Source organism: Marinifilum sp. JC120 (assembly GCA_004923195.1).
Classification (GTDB): domain Bacteria; phylum Desulfobacterota; class Desulfovibrionia; order Desulfovibrionales; family Desulfovibrionaceae; genus Maridesulfovibrio.
The window spans coordinates 197,797-221,932 of the sequence record RDSB01000005.1; the positions used below are offsets into that span (position 1 = coordinate 197,797).

At 48.2% G+C, this 24,136-nt stretch carries 23 protein-coding genes; 13 read left to right on the forward strand and 10 right to left on the reverse strand.

Annotation, left to right across the window (positions count from 1 at the left end):
- The first annotated feature begins 2 nt into the window (after positions 1-2).
- The 5 genes from xseA (at position 3) to dxs (ending at position 5,660) form a co-directional block, all read left to right on the forward strand.
- Positions 3-1,382: an exodeoxyribonuclease VII large subunit gene (gene xseA / locus D0S45_07230; GenBank protein ID TIH17487.1), complete on the forward strand. Its 1,380-nt coding sequence runs from the start codon at positions 3-5 to the stop codon at positions 1,380-1,382.
- A gap of 20 nt (positions 1,383-1,402) precedes the next feature.
- Positions 1,403-2,302 carry a M23 family metallopeptidase gene (locus tag D0S45_07235; protein ID TIH17439.1) on the forward strand — a complete coding sequence of 300 codons (900 nt, stop codon included), beginning with the start codon at positions 1,403-1,405 and terminating at the stop codon, positions 2,300-2,302.
- A gap of 148 nt (positions 2,303-2,450) precedes the next feature.
- Entirely contained in the window at positions 2,451-2,693 is a 243-nt protein-coding gene (locus D0S45_07240) for an exodeoxyribonuclease VII small subunit (GenBank protein ID TIH17440.1), read from the forward strand.
- Positions 2,683-3,573: a polyprenyl synthetase family protein gene (locus tag D0S45_07245; GenBank protein TIH17441.1), complete on the forward strand. Its 891-nt coding sequence runs from the start codon at positions 2,683-2,685 to the stop codon at positions 3,571-3,573. Before D0S45_07240 ends, D0S45_07245 begins: the two co-directional genes overlap by 11 nt.
- A 161-nt stretch (positions 3,574-3,734) precedes the next feature.
- Positions 3,735-5,660 carry a 1-deoxy-D-xylulose-5-phosphate synthase gene (gene dxs / locus D0S45_07250; protein ID TIH17442.1) on the forward strand — a complete coding sequence of 642 codons (1,926 nt, stop codon included), beginning with the start codon at positions 3,735-3,737 and terminating at the stop codon, positions 5,658-5,660.
- Between the two features lie 86 nt (positions 5,661-5,746).
- On the opposite strand, the gene D0S45_07255 is transcribed toward dxs, so the two are convergent.
- The 4 genes from D0S45_07255 to D0S45_07270 all read right to left on the reverse strand — a co-directional run bounded on the left by D0S45_07255 (position 5,747) and on the right by D0S45_07270 (position 9,724).
- Positions 5,747-6,382: a hypothetical protein gene (locus tag D0S45_07255; GenBank protein TIH17443.1), complete on the reverse strand. Its 636-nt coding sequence runs from the start codon at positions 6,380-6,382 to the stop codon at positions 5,747-5,749.
- Between the two features lie 139 nt (positions 6,383-6,521).
- Positions 6,522-7,046 (reverse strand): hypothetical protein, encoded by a 525-nt coding sequence (locus tag D0S45_07260; protein TIH17444.1) that lies wholly within the window; start codon positions 7,044-7,046, stop codon positions 6,522-6,524.
- A gap of 167 nt (positions 7,047-7,213) precedes the next feature.
- Complete coding sequence (locus tag D0S45_07265) at positions 7,214-8,896, reverse strand: long-chain fatty acid--CoA ligase (protein ID TIH17445.1); 1,683 nt, start codon at positions 8,894-8,896, stop codon at positions 7,214-7,216.
- 189 nt (positions 8,897-9,085) lie between these two features.
- Entirely contained in the window at positions 9,086-9,724 is a 639-nt protein-coding gene (locus D0S45_07270) for a hypothetical protein (protein TIH17446.1), read from the reverse strand.
- Positions 9,725-9,953: 229 nt separating this feature from the next.
- Between D0S45_07270 and D0S45_07275 the strand changes: the two genes are divergently transcribed.
- On the forward strand, positions 9,954-10,913 hold the full coding sequence (locus D0S45_07275; protein ID TIH17447.1) for a chemotaxis signal transduction protein CheV: 960 nt from the start codon (positions 9,954-9,956) through the stop codon (positions 10,911-10,913).
- Positions 10,914-11,026: 113 nt separating this feature from the next.
- Here D0S45_07275 and D0S45_07280 read toward each other — a convergent pair whose 3' ends face one another.
- Together D0S45_07280 and D0S45_07285 are read right to left on the reverse strand one after the other, a co-directional pair.
- Positions 11,027-11,305: a hypothetical protein gene (locus D0S45_07280; GenBank protein ID TIH17448.1), complete on the reverse strand. Its 279-nt coding sequence runs from the start codon at positions 11,303-11,305 to the stop codon at positions 11,027-11,029.
- An 18-nt stretch (positions 11,306-11,323) separates the two neighbouring features.
- Positions 11,324-12,313: an NAD(P)-dependent glycerol-3-phosphate dehydrogenase gene (locus D0S45_07285; GenBank protein TIH17449.1), complete on the reverse strand. Its 990-nt coding sequence runs from the start codon at positions 12,311-12,313 to the stop codon at positions 11,324-11,326.
- A gap of 188 nt (positions 12,314-12,501) precedes the next feature.
- On the opposite strand from D0S45_07285, the gene D0S45_07290 reads away from it, so the two are divergent.
- Positions 12,502-12,870 (forward strand): hypothetical protein, encoded by a 369-nt coding sequence (locus D0S45_07290; GenBank protein TIH17450.1) that lies wholly within the window; start codon positions 12,502-12,504, stop codon positions 12,868-12,870.
- A 388-nt stretch (positions 12,871-13,258) separates the two neighbouring features.
- Here the strand turns inward: D0S45_07290 and D0S45_07295 are convergent, their stop codons facing one another.
- The 4 genes from D0S45_07295 to nrfH all read right to left on the reverse strand — a co-directional run bounded on the left by D0S45_07295 (position 13,259) and on the right by nrfH (position 17,083).
- The gene (locus D0S45_07295) at positions 13,259-14,518 is read right to left on the reverse strand and encodes a type II toxin-antitoxin system HipA family toxin (protein TIH17451.1); all 1,260 of its coding nucleotides are present in this window, start codon (positions 14,516-14,518) and stop codon (positions 13,259-13,261) included.
- Entirely contained in the window at positions 14,508-14,837 is a 330-nt protein-coding gene (locus D0S45_07300; GenBank protein TIH17452.1) for an XRE family transcriptional regulator, read from the reverse strand. The genes D0S45_07295 and D0S45_07300 overlap by 11 nt, the downstream gene beginning before the upstream one ends.
- A gap of 178 nt (positions 14,838-15,015) precedes the next feature.
- The gene (locus tag D0S45_07305) at positions 15,016-16,527 is read right to left on the reverse strand and encodes an ammonia-forming cytochrome c nitrite reductase (GenBank protein TIH17453.1); all 1,512 of its coding nucleotides are present in this window, start codon (positions 16,525-16,527) and stop codon (positions 15,016-15,018) included.
- 25 nt (positions 16,528-16,552) lie between these two features.
- Positions 16,553-17,083 (reverse strand): cytochrome c nitrite reductase small subunit, encoded by a 531-nt coding sequence (nrfH, locus tag D0S45_07310; GenBank protein TIH17454.1) that lies wholly within the window; start codon positions 17,081-17,083, stop codon positions 16,553-16,555.
- A gap of 387 nt (positions 17,084-17,470) precedes the next feature.
- Here nrfH and D0S45_07315 point away from each other — a divergent pair, with 387 nt between their 5' ends.
- From D0S45_07315 to D0S45_07340, 6 genes are all read left to right on the forward strand, one after another.
- Positions 17,471-17,956 (forward strand): Lrp/AsnC family transcriptional regulator, encoded by a 486-nt coding sequence (locus D0S45_07315; protein ID TIH17455.1) that lies wholly within the window; start codon positions 17,471-17,473, stop codon positions 17,954-17,956.
- A 179-nt stretch (positions 17,957-18,135) separates the two neighbouring features.
- The gene (gene hemL / locus D0S45_07320) at positions 18,136-19,404 is read left to right on the forward strand and encodes a glutamate-1-semialdehyde-2,1-aminomutase (protein ID TIH17456.1); all 1,269 of its coding nucleotides are present in this window, start codon (positions 18,136-18,138) and stop codon (positions 19,402-19,404) included.
- A gap of 202 nt (positions 19,405-19,606) precedes the next feature.
- Positions 19,607-20,632: a cobalamin biosynthesis protein CbiG gene (locus tag D0S45_07325; protein TIH17457.1), complete on the forward strand. Its 1,026-nt coding sequence runs from the start codon at positions 19,607-19,609 to the stop codon at positions 20,630-20,632.
- On the forward strand, positions 20,629-21,387 hold the full coding sequence (cobJ, locus tag D0S45_07330; protein TIH17458.1) for a precorrin-3B C(17)-methyltransferase: 759 nt from the start codon (positions 20,629-20,631) through the stop codon (positions 21,385-21,387). The genes D0S45_07325 and cobJ overlap by 4 nt, the downstream gene beginning before the upstream one ends.
- A 138-nt stretch (positions 21,388-21,525) precedes the next feature.
- Complete coding sequence (locus tag D0S45_07335; protein ID TIH17459.1) at positions 21,526-21,933, forward strand: cytochrome C; 408 nt, start codon at positions 21,526-21,528, stop codon at positions 21,931-21,933.
- Between the two features lie 71 nt (positions 21,934-22,004).
- Entirely contained in the window at positions 22,005-24,083 is a 2,079-nt protein-coding gene (locus tag D0S45_07340; protein TIH17460.1) for a hypothetical protein, read from the forward strand.
- The last annotated feature ends 53 nt before the right edge of the window (positions 24,084-24,136 follow it).

Genomic DNA, 24,136 nt, shown 5'->3' on the forward strand with positions numbered 1-24,136 from the left:
ATATGAAAATATTCTCAGTAACTGATATTACTCGCGCCGTGAAAGACGTTCTGGAAACGGAATTTCCGTTTATTTGGGTGCGGGGTCAGGTTACTAATTTGGCCCGGCCTGCGTCCGGGCATATTTATTTTACGCTTACTGACGGTGATGCGGGCCTTTCTGTGGTCTGGTTTAAAGGCAACCAGCGTACGGGCAGCGGTAACAGTGAAGAAACCGTTAATCCTTTGACCGGGGAAATTGAATCCGGCGGTTCGCTGGAACTTGAGGACGGCATGGAAATCCTCTGTGCCGGACACATGAATGTCTATCCCCCGCGCGGAGTGTACCAGCTTGTTGCCGAACTGGTGCAGGAGCAGGGCGTCGGTGATTTGAAGCTTGCTTTCGAGGCCATGAAACGCAAACTGGCTGAGAAAGGATATTTTGACGAAGACCGCAAGATGGAAATTCCCCGTTCACCTAAACGGGTAGCGGTGGTTACGGCACCCACTGGCGCGGCAGTACGCGATTTCCTGAAGATCGCCGAAGCACGCGGAACCGGGGCGGAAATCAGAATTTACCCTACACTGGTGCAGGGCGACCTTGCTCCGGGACAGATTGCGCAGGCTCTTGATGCTGCTTACGATGACGGCTGGGCTGAAGTTGTTGTGCTCATTCGCGGCGGCGGTTCTCTGGAAGATCTGTGGGCCTTTAATACCGAGCAGGTGGCGGACGCGCTTTTCCGTTCTACTGTCCCGGTGGTTTGCGGAGTGGGGCATGAAGTTGATGTTTCCATTGCCGATTACGTGGCAGATAAGCGGGTGGCGACTCCCAGCCATGCGGCGCAGGAGCTTTGGCCCCGGCGCGAGACTCTGATGCAGACTGTGGACGAACTGGACGGTTCGCTTAATCGCAGTTTTGAAAATTTTTTGAATGTGCGCGAATCCCGGTTGGAAACCTTGCAAAAGGGGCTGAGTTGGCTTTCACCCGCACAGCGAATTGAACGGCTGCTGATCTCTTTTGAAGAGGAAGGGGAGCGGCTGAACCGAGCTGCGGCTAAATTTGTGGCCGCAAAGTCTGATACGGTTCAAGCTTTGTCACACCGCTTGTCTTTTGCCTTTGGCGAAGAGCGGATTGAACGCATGGAGTACGATCTTTCTGGATTGCAGAATAGGCTGTCCCGCGCTGCTGATATTTTTTTGAAAGATAAACTGGCTGAATTTGAAAATGCGTCCACCTCATTGCGCATGCTGGACCCGGAAAGTCCGTTGGAGCGTGGATATTCCCTCGTGACAGTGGAAAAGAGCGGTACATTTCTGCGCAGCCCTGATGAAGTTGCAGACGGTGATGCCATCCGGGTGCGGGTCAAATCCGGTGAGGTCCGGGCAAGGGTTACATCTGAATAATCTGTGGAGATTTATAGAAAATGAACGGATACAAACAATTTCGAATTGCTCTTCTTACTCTGTTTCTGCTCCTGCTTTGTGCTTCTACTGCGTTGGCTTCAGTCTTTCTGGCTTATCCTAAAAAAGTAGGCCTCGGTGAGCCGTTTCTTGTCCGGGTAACATCAGATAAGCCACTTGAATCCGTTTCCATCAAATGGAAGGGCACAAGCGTTGAGCCTGAAGTCCGCACTTGGAAAGGGCGTTCCGTTGCACTGGCAATGTTCGGTACAGATGTGCTTTCTGATAAAGTTGGTCGGGACAAGCTGGTCATAAAAACCGTATCCGAAGGCAAGGAACGTACTTTTGGCAGAACGGTTAAGGTTCGTAAAAAGAAGTATAAAATTCAACGACTGACCTTGCCCAAGAAAATGGTTACCCCGCCGCAGGAAGTTTACGAAAAAATTGCGCAGGATCGTAAAGAAGTCGCCGCTGCCAAGGCTGCGATGAGCCATGAACGTAAATGGTTTGTACCTTTCAAGCGTCCGGCTAAAGGTTCTCAGTCCAGTCCTTACGGTGCGCAGCGTATTCTGAACGGTAAGCCTAAAAATCCGCATCGCGGTCTAGATTTCCGGGGTGCCAAAGGGGCCTCTATCAAGGCCATGGCTGACGGTAAGGTCGTGCTGGTTGGTAAACATTATTACGCTGGAAATTCCGTTTACGTTGACCACGGCAGCGGAGTGGTCACGATGTATTTCCATCTTTCGCGAATCGATGTTAAGGAAGGCGAATTGGTGGAACGCGGTCAGCTTCTCGGCGGCATCGGTTCCACCGGAAGGGTGACCGGACCGCATCTGCACATGAGCGTATCAGTGCAGGGAAAACTGGTTGACCCGGCCTATGTTCTCTATAAAACAACCGACCAATTGCTCGGAATAAAATAGATTTTATATACGAAGCGGCGAAGCCTAATAAAAGTTTTTGGGATTCTTGCCCTAGCTCTTAGGCGAGCGGTTTTCCGCGAGTCTTAGAGATAGCGACAGTGGAACAAACCCTTTTTACAAAAAGGGTTTAAGCCGCCGGAGGCATCTTTTGACAAAAGAAAATAAAACATTTGAAGATCGCTTGGACCGCTTGAAGGCGATAGTGTCTGCCCTTGAAAAGGGCGACCTGCCCCTTGAGGAAGGTGTGGCCCTTTTTAAAGAAGGCCAGATCCTCTCAAAGGAATGCGCGTCGCAATTGGAAAAAGCCCGTAACGAAGTGAAAATAGTCACTGGCGGCGAAGTGGAAGACTTTGACGTTGATACAGAAGAGGATACAGCGGATGACAGTTAAAGAAAAACTAGCGGTGCATGCTGCGGAAGTTGAAAAATATCTGGGTGAATGTCTCAAAGATATGGGGATTCCTGAAAATCTCCTTGAATCCATGGACTACAGCCTGTTGGCCGGAGGCAAACGTTTGCGCCCGGTTCTGGTGCTGGTCTGGGCCGAGATGCTGGGCGCGAAAAAAGAGGCGGTAATGCCTTTTGCTGCCAGCCTTGAGATGATTCATACTTACTCGCTGATCCATGATGATCTCCCGCCCATGGATGATGACGACCTGCGTCGCGGCAAGCCTTCAAACCACAAACAGTTTGATGAAGCTACCGCCATTCTCGCCGGGGACGGCCTGCTTACCGAAGCTTTCGGTTTCATGGCTAAAGCTGACGCTCCTGCCGAGCACGTGGTTGAGGCCATCTCTCTGATGGCTAAATCCGCAGGCAGTGCGGGCATGGTCGGCGGGCAGGTTGTGGATATGAGCTACACCGGACGCGAAGGTGTGACCCTTGATGAACTCAAGGTCATGCATTCCATGAAAACCGGGGCACTTATTCTTTCTGCTTGTAAATCAGGCGCAATTCTGGCTAAAGGTGCAGATGCGTCCGAAGATGATGTCAGAAGGGCGGAAGAGTACGGAAGGCTCATCGGCGTGGCATTTCAGATCGTGGATGATGTTCTGGATGTGGTTGGCGATGAAGCCACCCTCGGTAAACCCGTGGGAAGTGACATCGAGCAGGGTAAGTCCACTTACCCCAGCCTGATCGGACTTGAAGAGAGTAAAGAACTTGCCCGTAAATACGTTGACGAGGCGGTTGAACTTCTTTCACCTTATTCAGGTGAAGAGGCCGAGTTTCTTGCGGAACTTGCCCGTTATATAGTGGATCGGGTTTACTAGGAAAAATTGAAGCCCGGTGAGAATTATATTTTTTATACGTTGCAAAGTTAACAGTGTTAAGCGGTGAGCGCCAGCAGTTGGGTCCGAGGGAAGTGGGGAGTCAGTTGTTATCCGTTTAATTTTCACAGTGCTAATAAACCAGTGGTGAGGTTCTGGGGAATATGAGTAAAAATGATGCTTCCTGTGGATGCGGCAATTACGAGCTTCTACAGAAAATAAATAATCCTGCGCAGGTTCAGGAGCTAAGCGATGAGCAGTTGGCTCAGCTGGCTGAAGAATTGCGTCAGTGTATAATAAATACTGTTTCCGTGGGCGGAGGGCACCTTGCTCCCTCCCTCGGAGTTATTGAACTTACTTTGGCCCTGTTCAAGTGTTTCGACCTTGATCGGGACCGTCTGGTCTGGGATGTGGGTCATCAGGCTTACGCCCATAAAATTTTGACCGGACGTTACGAAGAATTTCATACCCTGCGCCAAAAAGATGGCATCAGCGGTTTTCCCCGTATGGCGGAAAATAAGTATGACCATTTTGGTGTAGGCCATTCAAGTACGTCTATTTCCGCTGCTCTCGGTATGGCCGTTGCCAGTGATCTTGATGGCGATAACCGTAATTGCGTAGCTGTTATCGGTGACGGCTCTATGACCGCCGGACAGGCCTTTGAAGGTCTTAATCAGGCCGGGGGCATGAAGCGTAAGATGGTGGTCATTCTTAACGATAATGAGATGTCTATTTCCACTAACGTGGGAGCCCTTTCTGCGTTCTTGAGCCGTAAGCTTTCCCATCCGGTGATGAATCGTTTCAAGAAAGACTTTGAGTCCATTCTGAAGCAGATTCCCAAGATCGGTGATGATCTGGCTATGTACGCAAAACGCGGTGAAGATTCTTTTAAGAGCTTCTTTACTCCGGGCATGCTTTTCGAGTCCCTTGATTTTACCTATCTCGGGCCCATTGACGGACATAACCTGAACGAGCTGATTGATGTTCTGGAGCAGGTCAAGAAGATGGACGGCCCTGTACTGGTCCATGTGCTGACCAAGAAAGGCAAGGGCTATGCCCCGGCTGAAGATAATCCCACTTACTTTCACGGTGTGGGCAGTTTTGAGCCGGAAACAGGCCGGGCCAAGAAGTTTAAGGGCGGTCTGCCTTCCTATACGGAAATTTTCGGTAAGACTCTCTGTAAGCTGGCGGAAAAGGATGACAAGATTGTTGCCATCACCGCTGCCATGCCGGAAGGAACCGGAACCGACACTTTTCGTGAGCAGTTCCCGGACCGTTTTGTAGATGTGGGTATCTGTGAGCAGCACGCGGTGACCTTTGCCGCAGGGCTGGCTACCTTGGGCTACAAGCCTGCGGTGGCTGTCTATTCTACTTTTATGCAACGATCTTATGATCAGGTTGTGCATGATGTCTGTTTGCAGAACCTGAATGTGAATTTCTTCCTTGATCGCGGTGGACTTGTCGGAGCTGACGGGGCCACTCATCACGGCGTGTTCGATATGTCCTTCATGCGTCATATCCCCAACCTGATTTTTATGGCACCCAAGGATGAGGCTGAGCTTTCACGCATGGTCCGGACTGCCATTGATTTTGATGGTCCTGCTGCGGTGCGTTATCCGCGCGGCGTGGGTATCGGGGCAATCCTTGAAGAGACTCCCAGCACCCTTGAAATCGGTGAAGGTGAGCTTCTGCGTGACGGATTCGACGGAGTTATTATCACCGTTGGTTCAAGGGTCTGGCCCGCAGTCGAAGCGGTGGAAGAAATTGATGAGGAACACGGCAAGGCTGTTGCGGTATTCAACGCCCGGTTCATTAAGCCGCTTCCGGAAAGACAGATTCTGGAATTGGCCGGACGGTTCAAGAAAATCCTCATTGTGGAAGAAAATGCCAAGGCCGGAGGATTCAGTTCCGCAGTGGTTGAGCTGCTGGTGGACAACAATGCCATTGACGGGCACGAGATCAAGCGTCTCGGCATCCCTGATGAGTTCATTGAGCACGGTACCCAGCTTGAGCTGCGCAATGAACTTGGTATTGATACCGCAGGCATGAAGGATGCTATGAAGGAAATGCTTGGGTTGGAGCAGGATTAATTGAATTTGAGTTCGAATTAGCTAAAAAAGTAAAGGCTCAACCTCTTAAGAGGTTGAGCCTTTTTCATTTGCTGAGATGAAAATAATTATTTGCGTAGGGCATCCGAAATTGCGGGAGAATTAATTATTCGCTCAAGCTGTTCTTCCAAAGCTTGCGGAACGACCTTCATGGCATGGCTGGGAGGATTCATCATATTTCCCCCTAATTCATCTGATCCTTGTAGTGTGGTTTCAGCTATTCGCGAACCGGACTCATTGTAAACTGTAGCTTTAAAGTCGTAATGCATTGCTACACTGTACATAGTGTCAGATTTCCAATTGAGAATAGATACGAGTATTGAGCGGTTTTTATGCTCATTGGATAATTTTTCTTTAGCTGTACCAGTCTCGGTTAGGGGAGATATGGTTATTTTGCTAACGCGGTAGCCTTGTTTTTCCAAGCCTGCCGCAAGAGCATTTAAAACATCTTCGGCCAAAGGTTTGCCGCTTTGAGTTGTAACATCGAAGGGATTACCGAATCCGCCGCGTTGTAGTCCGATAAAATCCTTGGTTTTATCGCCGCTTAGAATATATTCACGAGTATCTTGAACACCTAAGACCACTTCCTGATTTGAGGAGTGAGAAACTTCAGGTACCGCATTAGCCAGATCGTATTTGTTGCCTACTGCACAGCCAGCTAAATTCAATAAAGACAGAATACATATCAAAAGTAGTTTTTTCATAGAGATAGTCCATAAGCAGTTTAGAGGTTATTGAATTATTTGCTGCTTCTATATTATCAAAATAATTAAGTCTACTTTTATATGTTTTGTCCTAAAAAAGTTTCGAAAATTGATAGGAAGTGGGAATTGCAATTACTTTTTAATGATTTTTATATTTCAGCAAAATCGGCCCATCTTCCGCAGGCAGCCCTTCCGGGGCATCGTCTTTCAGAAAGTTTCGTACATCTTCGGCCTGTGCAATTACTCCCTTTTTCAACAGGGTCGGACCAGCTTCCTTCGCTATGAGATTAAAAAGTTTCAGGTAAATTATTGCGTCACCGGAACGGACAGCTTCAGATGTTTGGGCACTGATGTCACTGCGGAAGCCACTGATAGGAGTATCCCGGCACATGGCAATGCCGCTGATTCCGGGCAGGGCACCGGAAAGGGATACTTCGTCACCATCCTTGATTTTGACCCCGTCAATATCATCCACGGGGGAGCCGTTAACGAAAATCGCCCGTACCCGTGTTTCTGCATAGTCAGAACTCAGTCCGATTATTTCAACCATGAATTCGCGGATGCTCATGCCGGAAGTTGCGTGAATGGTAACGCCCTTTTGCAGTAGGGTGGTTGTTCCCGGAATTCCGGCTTGTATAGTCACGGTCTTGAGATTTTCCTGCATGGCGGTCCTCGCAAAGATATGGGTGAATTGTGCTTGTATAGGTATAATTATCTGTAATTGTTAGTAATGATGCGCTGGAAAACAGTAGCTGTCAAATATCGAAATTAAGAAAGCCTGCCCGTAATAATTACGGACAGGCCTTAGTTGTTGGTATAGTTTGAAATAAATTATTTATTTTTTCTTTTTTGTGCTTCTTCTTCGCGCAAGGCACGGCGAAGAACCTTGCCGACCATGGTTTTGGGCAGGTCGCTACGGAATTCCACCTGTCGGGGAACTTTGAATCCGGCCAGCTTTTCGCGACAGTAACCGATAACCTCAGCGCGATCCATGCTTTCGCCTTCCTTAAGCACGATGTAGACCTTGATTATTTCTCCGCGAGTCTTGTGGGGTAGTCCGACAGTAACCGCTTCCTGAATTTTGGGATGTTTGTAGAGCACTTCATCCACCTCACGGGGGTAGATATTGTAACCGCTGGAGATGATCATGTCCTTCTTGCGGTCTACAATGTAGAAGTATCCTTCTTCATCCATGTAGGCGATGTCTCCGGTGTAGAGCCAGCCGTTACGCAGAGTTCCGGCGGTCTCGTCAGGCTTGTTGTAATAGCCTTTCATGACCTGCGGTCCACGGATGACAAGTTCACCCATTTTTCCGGGAGGCAACTGTACGCTACCTACTTCCATGTCCACGATGGCGGCGTCAGTGGAAGGCAGGGGCATGCCGATGGAGCCGGGTTTCTTTTTACCGAGCAGCGGGTTGATGTGAGTGACCGGTGAAGCTTCAGTTAGTCCGAATCCTTCAACAATGGTTGCTCCGAAAACTTCCTTGAACTGCTTGATTCCTTCCACAGGCATGGGCGAGGAACCGGATAGACAGTATTTCACCGAAGCTACATCGTATTTTTCCACTTCCTTCTGCTGTAACAGCGAAATATACAGGGCCGGGGCACCCGGAAAAAGGGTCGGCTTTAGTTTGTGCATGGTTTTGAGCACATCAAGAGGCACGTAGCGAGGAAAAGGAACCATGGTCGCGCCCAGCATGACGGGGAAGTTAAGACAGACGGTCAGTCCGTAAATGTGGAAATAGGGCAGGATACCCATTACTATTTCCTTTTCTTCACCCAGTTTATTGAGCATTGCGTGGGCCTGCTGCACATTTGCGCCGAGGTTGGCATGGGTCAGGTTGCAGCCTTTGGAAAGTCCGGTAGTACCACCGGTGTATTGCAGCAGAGCGGTATCTTCCGGCCTGATGTTCGGTGCACTGTAACGTTCCTTGCCTGCCAGCAGAATATCCCACTTGAGGACAGAAGAGTCGTTGTAGGGTACTTTGGGAGAGTTGTTTTCCCGCATGCATTTTACTTTGTAAAGCATGTTCAGGGGGAATTTGAGGGTATCAGAAATTCTGGTGACCAGATATTTACGTACCGGGAGTTTGTCGCGCAGCTTTTCCACCTTGGACCAGAGCAGATCGATGGTGATCAGCATTTTGGCTCCTGAATCACCAAGCTGGTGGACTATCTCGGTTTCCATGTACAGCGGATTGGTCAGGGTCACAATGGCCCCGGCCTTGAGGATCGCAAAATAGGTCATGATCATCTGCGGAGTGTTGGGCAGCATGATGGCGACCCGGTCTCCCGGTTCAATGCCCAGCTTACGCAGGTTGGCGGCCATGATTTCAACCTGCTGTTGCAGTTTGCCGTAGGTGATTGACCAGTTCTGGAATTCAATGGCTTTGCGTTTGGGCCATTTTTCAGCTGTCAGGTCCAGATATTCAAATAACGGGCGATATACAAAATCAATACTCTTTACTACATCCGAATCATAATGATCCAGCCACGGGCGTTTGATATCCACTCCTTACCTTCCCTTATCCTTAATTCAACGCATTGAATTATTAGTCTTTCCTGTATGGAAACGTAGCGGCTGACCTAAAAGATCCAACTGTTACGCAAGTTCCTAATCCCTCGCATGGGGCTCCATTTTCCTTTTAAAGAGGGGCGAGTATATTGATCTGTTTAGATTCTTGCAAGTTTGTATGTGTGCTTATTTGCGGGCTGATCTGGAAAAAAGATCCAGCAGGTAACTGGTCAGGGCTTGATTCGCTCCCTGTCCGCATTTTGAAAAGGGGCAGCCCAGTTCATAAGGCACTTCCATGGGGCGCGGGGTTCCGTGGTATACTACGGCATCGCGGCCAGATTTTGATTCCTTGACCAGAATCTGCATGGTGATGAAGCAGGTGTTCGGGCCGCTCCTGATGCGCTGAATTTCCGGGGTCCATTCATTAATCAGTACCGGATATTCCGCAAAAAAAGGATCGCCGTAGAACCCGTTATATGCGAATCCAACCCGCTGTGATTCTCCGGTCGCCGCAAGTTTGGGCGAAATAGAACCGACACGCGCTTCAATAAGATAGTTTGCAGTTCCGTCCGGAGTATACTGATAGCCGATTCCTTCTATGGATTTGATGATGTTCTGTTCCATAGGAACAACTCCGGCCTCAACTTTTCGCGGCAGGCCGTTTCCCTTGAGTTCGAAAAGCACAACTTGGACATTAAATGTTCCGGGGGTGGGATTGAATACAGTTATGGGTACGGCAGGTTTGGTCTCATGGCTGGCACATCCGTATAAAAAAATGAACAGACAGAGACAAAATAGTTTTACAAGGCCGGATTTTTTTAACATAAATACCCCTTAAGTTGTGTACACGATAATTTGCATCAGTTGTATATCAATACATGTGACCTAGCAATAACAAGGCTCTTTAGATTGAGCTGTTTTCTTGAAGTTCAAGAATAGGTGTATTTATTTTGAAAAAAAAGGTAATACCTTTAAGTGGCCGAAACAGGTATCCACTGTAAAACCTGTGAGGAAATAGGGCATAATCTGGGATTGATTGTGAGGGAGTCACTATATGCTGGACAATGAAATATTATTGGATGCCGGGACTAATGAATTCGAAATTATTGAGTTTTTTGTCGATGAAGTTGACGGAGGCAATGAAGACCGTGATTACTTCGGTATAAACGTGGCGAAGGTGCTTGAGGTTGTCGAGGCACCTTGCGGGTTGGAAGCAGCTGAAGGCGCTCCACATCCCAGCTATCTGGGAACTATGTCCCTGCGTGATATTATTCTTCCGGTTATTGATCTGGCTGTCTGGCTCGGTATTGAGCGTAAGGAGTCAGAGTTCGAACTCATCGTGGTTACCGAGATGAACAATGTCATTACCGGATTTTTGGTCACCGGAGTGACCCAGATTCACCGCATCGGCTGGGGAGACCTGAAAACGCCTAACAAATACATAGCGGATATGGATACCAACTGCATCACCGGAACCGTTCATCTTGAAGATCGGTTTGTCCTGATGATCGATCTTGAGAGAATTTTGGGTGAGCTTGATCCTGAAATGGCTGAACGAAGTGACGGTCAGGTTCATACCGCCCCTGAAAAGATGACTGCCGTATTAGTGGATGATTCCGTTTCCGTGCGCGCGCTGCTTAATAGAAATTTTGAGACTTCCAATTTTGAGGTCAAACTTTATACAAACGGGCAGGAGGCTTGGGAGGCTCTTCAAGAAATGAATGCTGAAGCCAAAGAGAGCGGCGGTGCCATCAATGATATAATTGATGTTGTTGTTTCTGATATTGAGATGCCCCAGATGGACGGCTACACCTTGACCAGACATATCAAGGAACATGCGGATCTATCCTGCCTGCCGGTAGTTCTCTTTTCCTCCTTGATCACCAAAGGACTCTACCACAAGGGTGAGGCGGTCAAGGCGGATGACCAGATCACCAAGCCGGAATTCAATGAGCTTACCGGGCGGGCCATTGCCCTCATTAACAAATACAGGGCCAAACGGCTGTCTGCATAATGTCCGCTTAAGTCAAATACTTAGAAAATTGTCCGTACCGTGCAGGGGCGTGCCTTTGCTGTTTGCCACAAACAAAATCCCCTTCGTTGTTTTACGAAGGGGATTTTGTTTGTTTATTTTTTAATCCAGCCGCGTCTTTTCATGCATTTTTCAAATGTTGTTGTGTAAGCGTAGTTTTCGGAAAACTCGGCTTCATAAGTGGTGGGTTCCGGCGGTGCTCCGTCGGTCTGCGCTCCTACCGGAACATTCTGCTGATTTTGGTTGTCGCAAAATTCCCGGTCGCGTTTGAAAATTTCCTTTTCCTTGGCCGGGTCGGCAATGTTCGGATTATGCCATGAACCACAACCTCCGAGTAGCAGCAGGGCCGCAGTCAGCAATAAGATTTTCTTCATTCAGGACTCCTTTAAAAATTATTCTGCCTTGAGATCGCGGGTCATCAGGTCGCGTACCGCTGTTGCAGGATCTTTGTCTTCGTATAAGATTTTGTAGACTTGTTCGGTTATGGGCAACTCTACTCCCAATTTTTTAGCCAGAAAATGAACCGACTCGGTTGTCTTCACTCCTTCGGCTACCATACGCATTTTCAGGATTTCATCCAGCTTCAGTCCCTGACCTAGCTTGAGGCCGACCTGTCTGTTACGTGAAAGGTCTCCGGTGCAGGTCAGTACAAGGTCGCCCATGCCGGAAAGCCCCATAAAGGTCGATGTCTGTGCGCCCATAGCTTCACCCAGCCTGCTCATCTCGGCTATTCCCCGGGTGATTAGGGCTGCACGTGTGTTATGCCCGAATTTCAGGCCGTCGGCCATACCTGCGGCAATTGCCATGATATTTTTTATGGCCCCGCCAATTTCAACACCCCGGTAATCGGGATTGGTGTAGATTCGCAAATAAGGTGTCGAGAAAAAATCCTGCACTTCCGCGGCCAGCTTTTCATCTTCACAGCCCAGTACGATGGAGGTCGGAAGTTCAGCACTTAGTTCGTAGGCAAAGGTCGGCCCGGAAAGGTGAGCGAATCTGGGGTTCAGCTCATCGAGAGTTTCATGAACCACCTGTGACATGGGTGCCCCGGTCTTTAATTCAATTCCTTTGCTGGCGCAGATAACCGCTGGATTTTCAGGGAAGTGCTGTTTCATATCAGCTAGGGCACTGCGCAGGAACTGGCTGGGAACTACAAGGATATAGTAGTCCGCACCCTGCATAACCTGCTGCGCATCGCTGCTGCATTTCAGGTCCGGGGAGAGTTTGAAATCAGGTAGAAATACTGAGTTGTATCCGGTTTTAGTTATTTCTTCGCAAAGTTTTTTTTCGCGTACCCAGAGGTGGGTATCATGTCCTTTTTTTGCAAGAGTATTGGCAAGGGTGGTTCCCCATGCTCCGGCTCCGATAACGGCAATTTTCATTTATTATCTCCTTGGAAATTGAATTCAGCGTGAATTTATTATCAAATCCAAGTTACCCGCCGTAGGGAAATTTAGCAACCTGTTCAAAAATGAAAGGGGGTTGTCGATAGTGAAAAAGAAAATTTGCATGGATCAAAGCAGCCATATATCATTATGTTGTTTTGAGAATTTTTAAAAAGGACAGCTGCATGATCCGTATTGAAAAAACAACTTTCCGTTTCACATTAGTAATGACCATTGAGCGTATGGGTAAAGATTTAAGCGTGAATCTTTACGGTGGGGATGAACCTCATATCGGGGCTGTTGCTCTGGCCGTACCTCACGCCGGTTTGCGTGACAGGGAAAAGGTCGATGGATCGGTTTCACTGCTGACCGTCTGTGGGCATAAAGAAGACGATCTGGCCCGCAAAATTTCCTATGAGCTGGCAACCTCATTTAACTGCACAGTCTCTGTGTCTTGCGGAATTCATCTTGAAAATGCCACGCCGCAGGAGATCGCTGATGTGCTGAAAGCAGCAGATGAAATGTTAAAGCAGTCTTTGGACGATTTGTCCTGATCTGTGTTGTTTTCGGGCCAGCATTGTGGAGTTCATACAGGCGTGGCTATGCTGTCTTTCTTGCAGCAGCAAGGGCCAGTCCGGCACCTACGAATAGTGAGCCGAAGATTCGATTTTGCATAAGCACTCTGGTTGGTGTGGAGAAACACTGGCGGACGGTTCCGGCCACACAAATTAAGTGCACAAGCAGCGCGAATTCAAGACCGGCTATCGGCATATCGTTTTCTTGGTTCCATAGCGCATTGAAGTATTCATTGATACAACCGCACCAGCACCCGGCGAAAGGCTGAAGATTATGGAAACAGCAACAAAAGATATCCAGATGGAAAACGGCATGGGCGGCAATCCTCTTAATTAGGGTAAGTGGTTGGGTGATTGGTCAGAGTTGTTATTTTTCCATGGAAAACGGATTTAAAAACTGGCGGCCCCAGAGAAGTTTTTTGTCGACCTCGCTTAGCTGCGCTTCTTCACAAACTTGATTCCAATTCTCGCGGATAGTTTCTTCAATGTGTTTGAAAATTGCTTGTGCGCTTTTTTTAGTGAGCAGAAAATTGTGCGCAGTTTCTAAACAAGTTTTTAATTGGCTGAGATTTTTGTTCCCGGAAATTTTCATGGCCTGTGAAGCCTCATTACCGCTGCGTCCCTGCGGGCAGATATCATAGGCCGGGGTCAGGGTCAGTTCCCGTCCGTCCCAGAAGGCTGCATGGTTCCGAGCATGATCGTCTGTGTTGCCGCTTAGGATGTTGAATACTAGACGAGAGAATAGTTCTTTGAGCGTCTGCTTGGGGCTGCTGAAGCGATGGCGGATGATTTCAGCGAAATCCTCGTAACTGGCATATCGTGATGTCATGTCATTCAGGCCGAAGATGGTCAGTGCGGAAACCATATTTTTGCGTGCCCAACTGTTTCCGTTTGGAGCGCGGTCAAATCGTTCAATAAGCAGAACATCTTTACCTACCGTTTTTTTCAGTTTTACCGGGGCCACGTCAAGTCCCGCAATCAAGGCCAAACGCATGGCAATGAATTCGGCTTTAACCACGCTGTAAAGGTCGGTGCTGGATGAAAATTTTGCTACATATTTTTTCCCCTGATCTTCGATCAAGGCTTTGGGGCGTGCGCCGCCGATGGAGCTGCCGTGAAATAACGCCTGATCCAGTTCAGGGGTTAGAGGGATTCCCTGTTCTACACGTTCAGCTGATTTTAATAATTCTTCAAGTGTTACGTTATTTGCAGAGCGGGGAATGTATTCTGTAGGAGATGTTTGAAAATCCAGCGCGCCGATACGGTCCGATCCTGATGACAGAAGATAGGTAAGCTCACTCAATTCCGCAGTATCCGCATTTGCCCCTTTGAGTCCTAATTGCCTATTAATTATGACTCGTCTGCCCCATGCGTCCGGGCCGCTGTCCCTGATACATCCGGGCATGTCAAGGCCGTCCGGCAAGGGGAGCCTTCCCGGTTGCAGGGGAAGCTCCGGTTCAAAAACAGATATGGCGGGCGATATTTCATGAACTCTTTCTAGATAACTTTTACCGTAGTTGAAATGAATTTCGTCGTTGTCCGCTTCCAGCTTTCCACAAACCACCGGAGTTGTTTCACCCGGGAGCCATATCCAGACGAAAGCTTCACTCTGATGTTTAGAAGTCATCATCCACATCCTTTACTTCAGATCTGATGCGTTGCGGCAGGAGGGTGATAAGCTTATTAGCTTGCTCAAGCCTTGTTGAAAGTGGAATCTTATTTTGTTCAAACAAATTAATACCCACGAGTGTTGCAAGTTCAAAGACCGAACCTATGGCACAAGTCATTTCGCCTTTCTCAATTTTTTGCAGTGTGTACCGTGATATTCCAGCCCGGTCAGCCAGACTCTGTTCAGACCATTTTTTTTGTTTGCGTAGGAGCTTAATCTGTCTGCCAAGCAGCAGGACGGCTTCCTGATTCTGTTTTGAGTAAGTTTTGTTGGGCATGGATAAACTTTAACTAAGATTGATTGTTTTTGCAACTTTTGATTGTTTTAACACTCATTAAAGGCTTTAATGAGTGTTAAAACAATCAAAGAATAAAACCCCCGGACTTTCGTCCGGGGGCAGCGTGCATTCTTACGGCAACCCAGTTGGCTCAGGTTGTGATACCAATGGAGTCGGTTTAGTTTTGCGGATAAGCAGTGTTGTCGGGCAGAATCTTCCACCAGTTCTTATCTAAACGTCCTGCTTTCACAGCTTCATCGTACCATTCGACAACCAATCCTTTTTTGAATCTCATTTTCTCTTTAACGAGCTTATCAAAGGGAACGCCTGCAAGCTTCTGAGCCTTTTCCTTGGTGGAGAAGTCAGGCACTTCGTAATTGGTTACACCGTGGTTTGCGAGAATGTTCTGAAGTTCCAGACGGGCCTGCATGGCCTTGTTGTTTGCTACACCCAGAAGGCGCAGGGTTTCACCGGGAGCATGGAAGAAAGAACCATGGCTGGCAATGGAGTAATCCCAGAGCCACTGTGCGGAACGAATGGTATTAATGGGCTTTTCCATTTCAGCTTCGGTTGCGCCTACTTCCCATGCCTTCTTGGCTAAAAGGTGCGCATTAGCAAGGCTGTTCATGGCGATAACATTCAGCTGGTTTTTACGCTTCAGTTTTTCTTCTACAATCTGCTTGAACTCTTCCTCGCTCTGGCGGTGGCAGGTCAGGCAGGAGTTTGCGATGTTGTTGAGCGGGCTCTGAATCTGGTGGTCAGAGAATTTTACACTGCCTTCCTGAACGTAAGGCATGTGGCAGTCCGCGCAGGAAAGGCCGCGCTTGTAGTGAATACCGGTGGTGAAGATTTCATAACCGGGATGCTGGGCTTTAAGCATGGGAGTCTTACTCAGCTTGTGAGTCCAGTCTTTGAATCCATATTCGTTGTAGTATTCTTCCATGTTTTCGGCAGCGAGGCCCTTGGCCCACGGGAAGGTAACTACAGCGGCAATCTGCTTGTTGCCTGCCTTATCGGTGTAAGGGGTCTTTTTGAAGTAATATTCAGAGTGGCACTGGGCGCAGGCCAGAGAACGCATCTCCTGAAAAGTAAGATCTTCCAGTTTTTTGCCGCTCGCTTCAAGGCCGCGTTTAAGGTAAGGTCGTGAGATCTCAAGCTGGCTTGTCTGACTGTTGTGGCAGTCTGCGCAGCCGATGGGGTTCACAATCTCGTTACCCATTCTTGCCCATTTCCCGGTGAAATATTCAAGTTCACCGTCTCTTTCCATAATGCGCGGAACATCAGAAGATTTACAGGACCAGCATGCCATGGGCATCGGGCCGTCGTTGGGACCCGTAGGTGCTCCTGTGCGGAGGGTGTTGATGTTGCTTTGCAGAGCGTTGAAGTGTCCGCGAGGAGCATTATAGTCTTTGGCGAAACCGTAACCAGACCAAAGAATTGCCAGCTGGGGATATTTTTCCACCAGATCTTCAATTTTGTTACTGTCTCTGGTTTTTTTCCAGGTATCATATTGGCGAGGATATTCCTTGCCCCAGATGTCGCTTCTGGCTTCCACTCCTTCTGCTTTAATGACAGGAGCTGTACTCAGTAAAACTTGTTCAGATTTCTTGGTATTGATTGAAAGCAGCATGTAGGTCATGAAGGCTATTGCAATTAGAGCCCCCACTAGTATTATAGTATTTTTCTTCATTGTTCCCCCATTCATCTCCAGAATATTATTGAGTCCACTTTGCACCAAGTCTTACAGGTGCGGCATCAATACTGCGCACTTTTCCGTGCGGGACATAGCGGTGACAATCCCAGCATTTTCTTTTCCCCAATGACTCACTGTCAAACGCATGGTAGCGGTCAACATTCTTGATGAGTGTTTTCGAAAAGCTGGAATGACATCTTATGCAGTTTTCCTGAACACGGCGGGCACCATCCTCTGTGATGAGCATGCGTTTTCCGTATGTGCTCAATGTGAAGGCGACAGAGTGATTCCATCCGTCGCGGCTTTTAGACGCGTATTTGTCGACGTAATTTTCTGTCGGCAAATGACAATCAACGCAGGTGGCGCGTTGAGCGTGGGAACTGTGCTGCCATGTAGTGTAATAACTCTCCATAACATGGCAGTTGATACAGGCTGTGGGGTCACTGGACATGTATGATGTGGCCTTGGACTCTTGGACCAGATACACACCCATCACCACAGCAACTGTTACACTTGCCAGTGCACAGAACCGTAGAATCGAGTTAAAGTTCATAGACACCTCTCTCTACAAGTTTGCTTTGGCCTCATTAGTCTTCTTTTGTAAAAGTGTTATTTTATTAGATTGGCTGTGCTTCCTCCTTTTTGATTATTGATGTTTTAGAAATAGTTAATTGCTTGAATTATCCATGTTGTCTGGGGCTGTTTCAAATTCTTGATTTATTTTAATTAAAGTGGAGCTTGCATTCTTTCAATTGGAAAATAAAAAGATTGCACTACTGCCAATATCTCATAATCATGATTTTAAATCTATGACTTAAGTCAGAAAATAACGCGTCTTTTTTGACAGAATCGGTAAAACAAATATTTCGGCTTCAACACTTGAGGATGAAACAATATGCGGGTATCACTGGCTGACTAAAGAAAAGATCAAGGATGGGATATGGCAAAAAAATTTACTGAACTTGAACATAATATTCTGGCTCTGGCGGGAACTAATCTTTCATGGAGTGCAACACCTTACGCAGATATTGCTGAGCAGGTGGGGTGTTCCGAGCAGGAAGTGCTTGACCTTTTAAGCCGTCTTAAAGATGACAAAATTATCCGCCGTTTCGGGGCGACTCTACGTCACCAGAAGGCCGGATACGGCGCAAATGCCATGGTCGCATGGCGGGTAACTGAAGATCAGGAGCCGGAAAAGGTCGGCGAATTCATGGCTGCGCGTTCTGAAATCAGCCATTGCTACCTGCGTCTCACTTATGAAGACTGGCCGTACAACCTTTATACGATGATCCACGGTAAAGGACCGGACGATTGTAAAAATGTTGTGGCTGAACTTGAAGAGCAGACCGGAATTACCGATCACTGTACCCTGCGCAGTCTGAAAGAACTCAAAAAGACCTCCATGGTCTATTTCGAAAAGAAATAAATTTTACGGGGAGCACAAAATCATATTCCCCACGCACAATCTGCCGTCTCCAATAGCGAAGCCCTACGAAAACGTTTTGGGATTCTTAAACCCTTTTGGAAAGGGGTTTAAGCCCCCGGAGGGCCGCCGGAGGCTTCATTTTATTAAAAAAGCGCGAAGCGCATCATAAGGAGTTTTTCATGGCTTCATCATCTGAACTTTTTAATAAGGCACAGGAACTGCTTCCCGGCGGTGTTAACAGCCCGGTCCGCGCTTGCAAATCTGTTGGCTGCGATCCTCTTTTCATTGAAAAGGCCGAAGGCAGCCGCATGTGGTCCGTGGAAGGGCAGGAACTTATCGATTACGTCATGAGCTGGGGCCCGATGATGCTCGGCCACGGCTATGAAGCAATCAAAGAAGCAGCCCACAAGGCCGTTGATATGGGCGCAAGTTACGGCGCACCCTGTCCCGGTGAAATCGAGCTGGCCGAAGAGATCATCAAAATGGTCCCCTCCATTGAGATGGTACGCATGGTCAACTCCGGCACTGAAGCAACCATGTCCGCACTGCGTCTCGCCCGTGGCGTAACCGGCCGCGACAAAGTCCTCAAGTTCGAAGGCTGCTATCACGGTCACAGTGATTGCTTTCTCGCCAGCGCAGGTTCCGGTCTGGCAACTTTTTCCATTCCCGGCACTCCGGGTGTTCCTGAAGGAACTGTAAAAGATACCCTGCTTGCTCCCTACAACGACCTTGAGGCCGTAAAAGCTGTCTTTGAAAAAGAAGGTAAGAGCATAGCAGCGATTATAGTTGAGCCTGTTGCAGGTAACATGGGTCTCGTTCTGCCCAAGGAAGGATTTCTTGAAGGTCTGCGTGCACTTTGCGACGAGCACGGCGCATTGTTGATTTTCGACGAAGTTATTACCGGATTTCGCGTAACTTCCGGTGGCGTAGGTCCCCGTTTCAACGTCACCCCTGATCTGACCACTCTCGGAAAAATCATCGGCGGTGGTTTTCCTGTAGGCTGCTACGGCGGTAAAAAGGAATACATGAATCGTATTTCTCCCTGTGGTGATGTTTATCAGGCCGGGACACTTTCCGGTAACCCCGTAGCCATGGCAGCAGGTGTCGCAACTCTGCGTGCGCTCCAGAAGCAGGATTATGATGCTCTTGAAGCACGTACCCTCAAGCTGGCGCAGGACATGAAAGCTGCCCTCGAAGCCAATGGTTTCAAGATTACCCTGAACCATGTTGCTTCTATTTTCACTCTGTTCTTCACTGATCAGGAAGTAACTGATTTTGAATCCGCCAAGACCGGTGATGCCGAGATTTATTCTAAATTCTATCGCCATATGCGCGATAACGGCGTGAACCTCGCACCTTCCAGCTTTGAGTGTACTTTTACTTCTTTCGCGCACAGCGAAGCTGATTACGAAGCCACTCTGGAAGCTGTTAAAAGCTTTAAAGGTTAAGAATGTCTCCAACGGCTGGGGAAGGGGAAACTCTTGCAAGAGTTTCCCCTTCCCCAGACCCCATCCCCTTCAGAACCTTTTAGTTTGCTTCGCATACAGATTTTTAATACGACCTTCGAATATACAGATGGCGAAGCCCTAATAAAAGGTTTTGGGATTCTTAAACCCTTTTGCAAAAGAGTTTAAGCCCCCGGAGGGAAACATGCCTGCTAAAATTTCAATTTACTCCCTTACTCAAAAAGGTACAGAAACCGCACACAAACTTGCAAAATCGTTGCAGGCTGATTGCTATGTGCTGCATCGGTACGCCGCAGAATCCGACATCCCATTTTCCTCCCTCAAAGACATAGTTGCCGATAACTTATCCAGATACGAAAACCATATTTTTGTGGCCGCTTCCGGCATCGTAGTGCGCATAATTGCGCCTCACCTGAAAAGTAAGGATGTGGACCCGGCTGTGGTTGTTGTTGATCAGGAAGGGGAGTTTGCCATCAGTCTGGTCTCCGGGCATCTGGGCGGAGCCAATGAACTTGCCCGTTTGGTGGGCGATGAAATCGGAGCTACTCCTGTTATTACCACGGCTACGGATTGTGCGGGTGTTCCTTCCATTGATTTGCTGGCCCGTGATCAGGGGCTGATCATTGGTGATATCGGTTTAATTAAGCATGTTAATGCTGCTATTTTGGATGGGGAGAAAATCCCGGTTTACGATCCTGACGGTTTTTTGGACATATCCGCAATTAGTGATTATTTTTATGTGGTGGAAGCTGTTGAAGAGTTGTCGGAATCTCGTTGCGGTGTTGTTGTGGACTGGCGTCACCATGAGTTGCCAAAGCGGGTGGTATCCCTTTTTCCACGTTGTTTGACTCTTGGAGTAGGGTGTCGGCGCGGGGTTCCTGCTAATGAGATTCTAGATCTGATTCTTTCCGTTTTGGCGGATAATAGGATTGCCATTGAGTCCGTATTTTGCATGGGATCAATTGAGGCGAAACGTGATGAAGCGGGACTGCTCGAGGCAGCAGAAATTTTAGGGCTGGATTTGAAGTTTTTCAGTGCAGCAGAACTTGATGAAATTGAGGTCGCCAATCCTTCGGGCATGGTGATGAAACATATGGGGGTCGGTGGCGTGTGCGAAGCGGCGGCAATGAAGCTTGCAAATGCAACGCAAATTCTGGTTCCCAAGACCAAAAGTTCGCGGGTGACTGCGGCAATTGCAAGGAAAGTATGAGTAAAGGTTGCATAAAAGTGATCGGCCTCGGCCCCGGTGATGAGTGTCTGTTGGCCCCGCAGGCCCGGCAGGCTATTGAGGATGCGGATGTCGTGGTCGGTTATACCGGATACGTGAAGCTGGTTCCGCAGGAGCTGCTTGAAGGCCGGGAAGTTCTTTCTACAGGCATGATGGCCGAGGTTGAACGTTGCCGTAAGGCAGTGGATGCCGCGGTTTCCGGGCGTAATGTTGTAATGGTTTGCAGTGGTGATCCGGGAATTTACGCCATGGCCGGGCTGGTGATGGAGTTGCTTGAAGCCGGGGAACTGTTTGATAAAGTAAATTTTGAAGTAGTGCCGGGAATTCCGGCTTTTTCTGCGGCAGCGGCCTTGCTGGGTGCACCGCTCATGCATGATTTCGCTTCCATCAGCCTTAGCGATCTACTCACCCCGTGGGAAAAGATTGAGAAAAGACTGGAGGCTGCTGCTTCTGCTGATTTTGTAATTGCAATTTATAATCCCCGTTCCAAGAAGCGTGCAGGGCATCTAGGTGAAGCTGTTGAAATTTTAAAAAAATATCGTGACGGGACCACTCCGCTTGGTATCGTGAACCGGGCTTATCGTGAGGAGCAGAAGGTACGGGTGGTTACTCTGGATACACTTGATGTGGGTGATGTGGATATGCAAACGGTTCTGATTATTGGGAATTCTTCTACAAGAGAGGTCGCGGGAAAAATGCTCACTCCGCGAGGTTATGCCAACAAGTATGACATCTGATTCTGTGCGGGATAACTATTTGATACCGCTAATTTTAATAAGTAAATTTTTTTACCGTGCTTGACATGGTTTTTTATCTAAATTAAATCCACAAGGAGACTGTAATTAGGTTAACGTTATTCTAAGGAGGAACTGAGGATGAAAAAGACCCTGCTTATCTGCATGGTAGCAGCTGCTCTGGTTTGTGCTTTCGCACTTCCCAGCCTGTACGCTGTTGACGCTCCCGGCGACATGGTTTTGAAGGCACCTGCTGGTGCTAAAATGACCAAGGCCCCTGTTGATTTTTCTCACAAAGGACATGCTGCTGTTGACTGTACCAAGTGTCACCACAAATGGGACGGAAAAGCTGCTGTAAAAAAATGTTCTGCTGAAGGTTGTCACGTTGACACCAGCAAAAAAGGTAAAAAGAAGCCTACTTCTTTCTACTCCGCTTTCCACTCTAAGTCTGACATGAGTTGTGTGGGTTGCCACAAGGCTCTGAAGAAAGCTAAGAAAGCAACCGGTCCCACCAAGTGTGGTGACTGCCACCCCAAGAAAAAGAAATAAGTTTTCTTGATGTGTAATTAAAAGGGGGCTGCCCGCCCCCTTTTTTTAAATTTTTTTTAAGAGGGTAGTCTATGACCCCGGATTCACCGGATAAGAAAGGCACGGAAGAGGTTCTCGACCTTAATGATGTTGCTGAAGAGGTTGATGCCAGCTTTGAGCAGGAACTCGAAGACCTTTTTTCTGAAGATCTTGAAATTGAAGAGCCTGAATTGACCATGGATGATTCAGACGATCTTCTTGTGCTGGATGATGTTGTCGAGGCAGGTGGTGACGATGATCTGCTGGTGCTTGATGACGTTGTTGAGACCGGTGAGGATGATGTTCTTGAATTGGACGATATTGTTGAGAAAGCAGGGGATGAAGTTCTTGAACCTGATGATATAGTTGAAGAAGCTGGGGATGACACCCTTGTGCTTGATGATGTTGTTGAAGAAGCTTCCGGGGAAGACATCCTTGAACTTGATGATATTTTAGAAGATGCCGGGGACGTACTTGACCTGGGCGAAATTGCTGAAGAAGCAACAGAAATTTTCGAATCTCCGGCAGACGAAGCTATAGCTGAAGCTGATCTCGGAGATGATATTGATTTTGATCTCGGTGAGGCTGAAGTCCTTGCCGCTGACGGAGTTGAGGACGGCGAACTTGACGCTGACGGCCTTGACGGTTTGATTGATGGTCTCGGCGGTGACGCAACCGTTGCCGAAGATGATGCCGAGGATATTGATTCTTTGTTCGAAGAAGATTCTGATGTTGCAAATCTCGATTCTTTGCTGGATGAAGCCAGCGCGGACGAAGATGACGAGCTTGATGGGCTTCTCGGTGAAGTCGAAGACAAGGTTGAGCTTGGAGATCTGGGTGAGGACATCCTTGCAGATGAAGATATAGAAGGGTTGCTGAGCGATGACCATGAAGAGGTGGTCGAACTGCATGAAGAAGGCCTTGATTTATTGGAAGAGCTTACAGATGAGCCAGCAGAACAGCCGGTCATTGAAACCGTATCTGAAGTGGAAGTTGCCGAAGCTGAGGTTATCGAGCCGGAAGTGCTAGAACCTGTGGTTGAAGAGCCTGTAGTAGAAGATATTTCCGTTGAAGAAAGTGAAGTCGCTGAGCCGGAGATTGTTGCTGGCGAAGTGGATCTTGCCGCCGACCTTGAAATGGTCAGTGATGAGGAATTAGGTGCAGATGACGATGACCTTGATCTCGGTGAACTGCTTGAGGATGCTGAAATAGATTTTTCCGATCTTGATGCTGAACTTGAAGCCGATGATGCTGACGGTTTGGTCGATGCAGGTGAACAGGCTGCGATAATTGAGGAGCTTGAAGAAAAGGCTGCTTCTGCCGCCAAGCGTTCTGAAGCTCTTGAAATTTCCCTTAATGATGCGACTGAGCGGATTGCGGTGCTTGAGCAAGTCCTTGAATCCGCTACTGAGAAAATCGCGCAGGTTGACTCCCTTGAAGTAAATCTGGCCGCTTTTGCGGAAAACATGCGTTTGCTTGAGGAAAAAGTCGCTCAGGATAGCGGAGTCGAATCTGCTGTTAGTCAGCAGTTAAGCGAAGCTTTGAGCCCCGACTCTGCTGCTGTTGTTGCTATTGCCGCAGCCGCTGCCGATGAAGTAAGCGATAAAATTAACGATCAGGTTCAGCTGGGACTGCGTGAAGTTCGCGCAGATTCCGAAGAGCGCGTTGCCGCTATCGAGACTAAGCTTGCTGAAGGTCCTGAGCTTGAGCCGCGCATGGTTGCTCTTGAGACCCGTCTGGATGAGACTCCTGATCATGATCCGCGTATTGCAGCTATTGAAACGCGCCTTGACGAAGCTCCAGATCATGAACCCCGGCTTGGTGGGATTGAGGAAAAACTCGAAGCCCTGCCTGATGTGGAAGAGGTTGTCAGCAAGTCTCTCGAAAAGGAACTTGATCCTGACTCCCCGGCCTTTTATCGCATCAAAAGCCGCTTGACCGAGGATATTGAGGATTACCTTGCCCCGCGTCTGGTGGAGAAGATTGATGAGATGAAGGGTGAGCTTGAGGAGTCTTTTAAGGCTTCTGTTGAAGAGCTTCTTGCTGATAAGCTTGAGCGCGCTGTTCCGGCTGAAGCTGCCCGGATTATCCGTGAAGAGATCGCGGCACTTGCCCGTGAACTTGAAGGATAATTTTTTTTAATAATGTTTTTTTGATCGGTCCGGCGGACATATGTCTGCCGGAC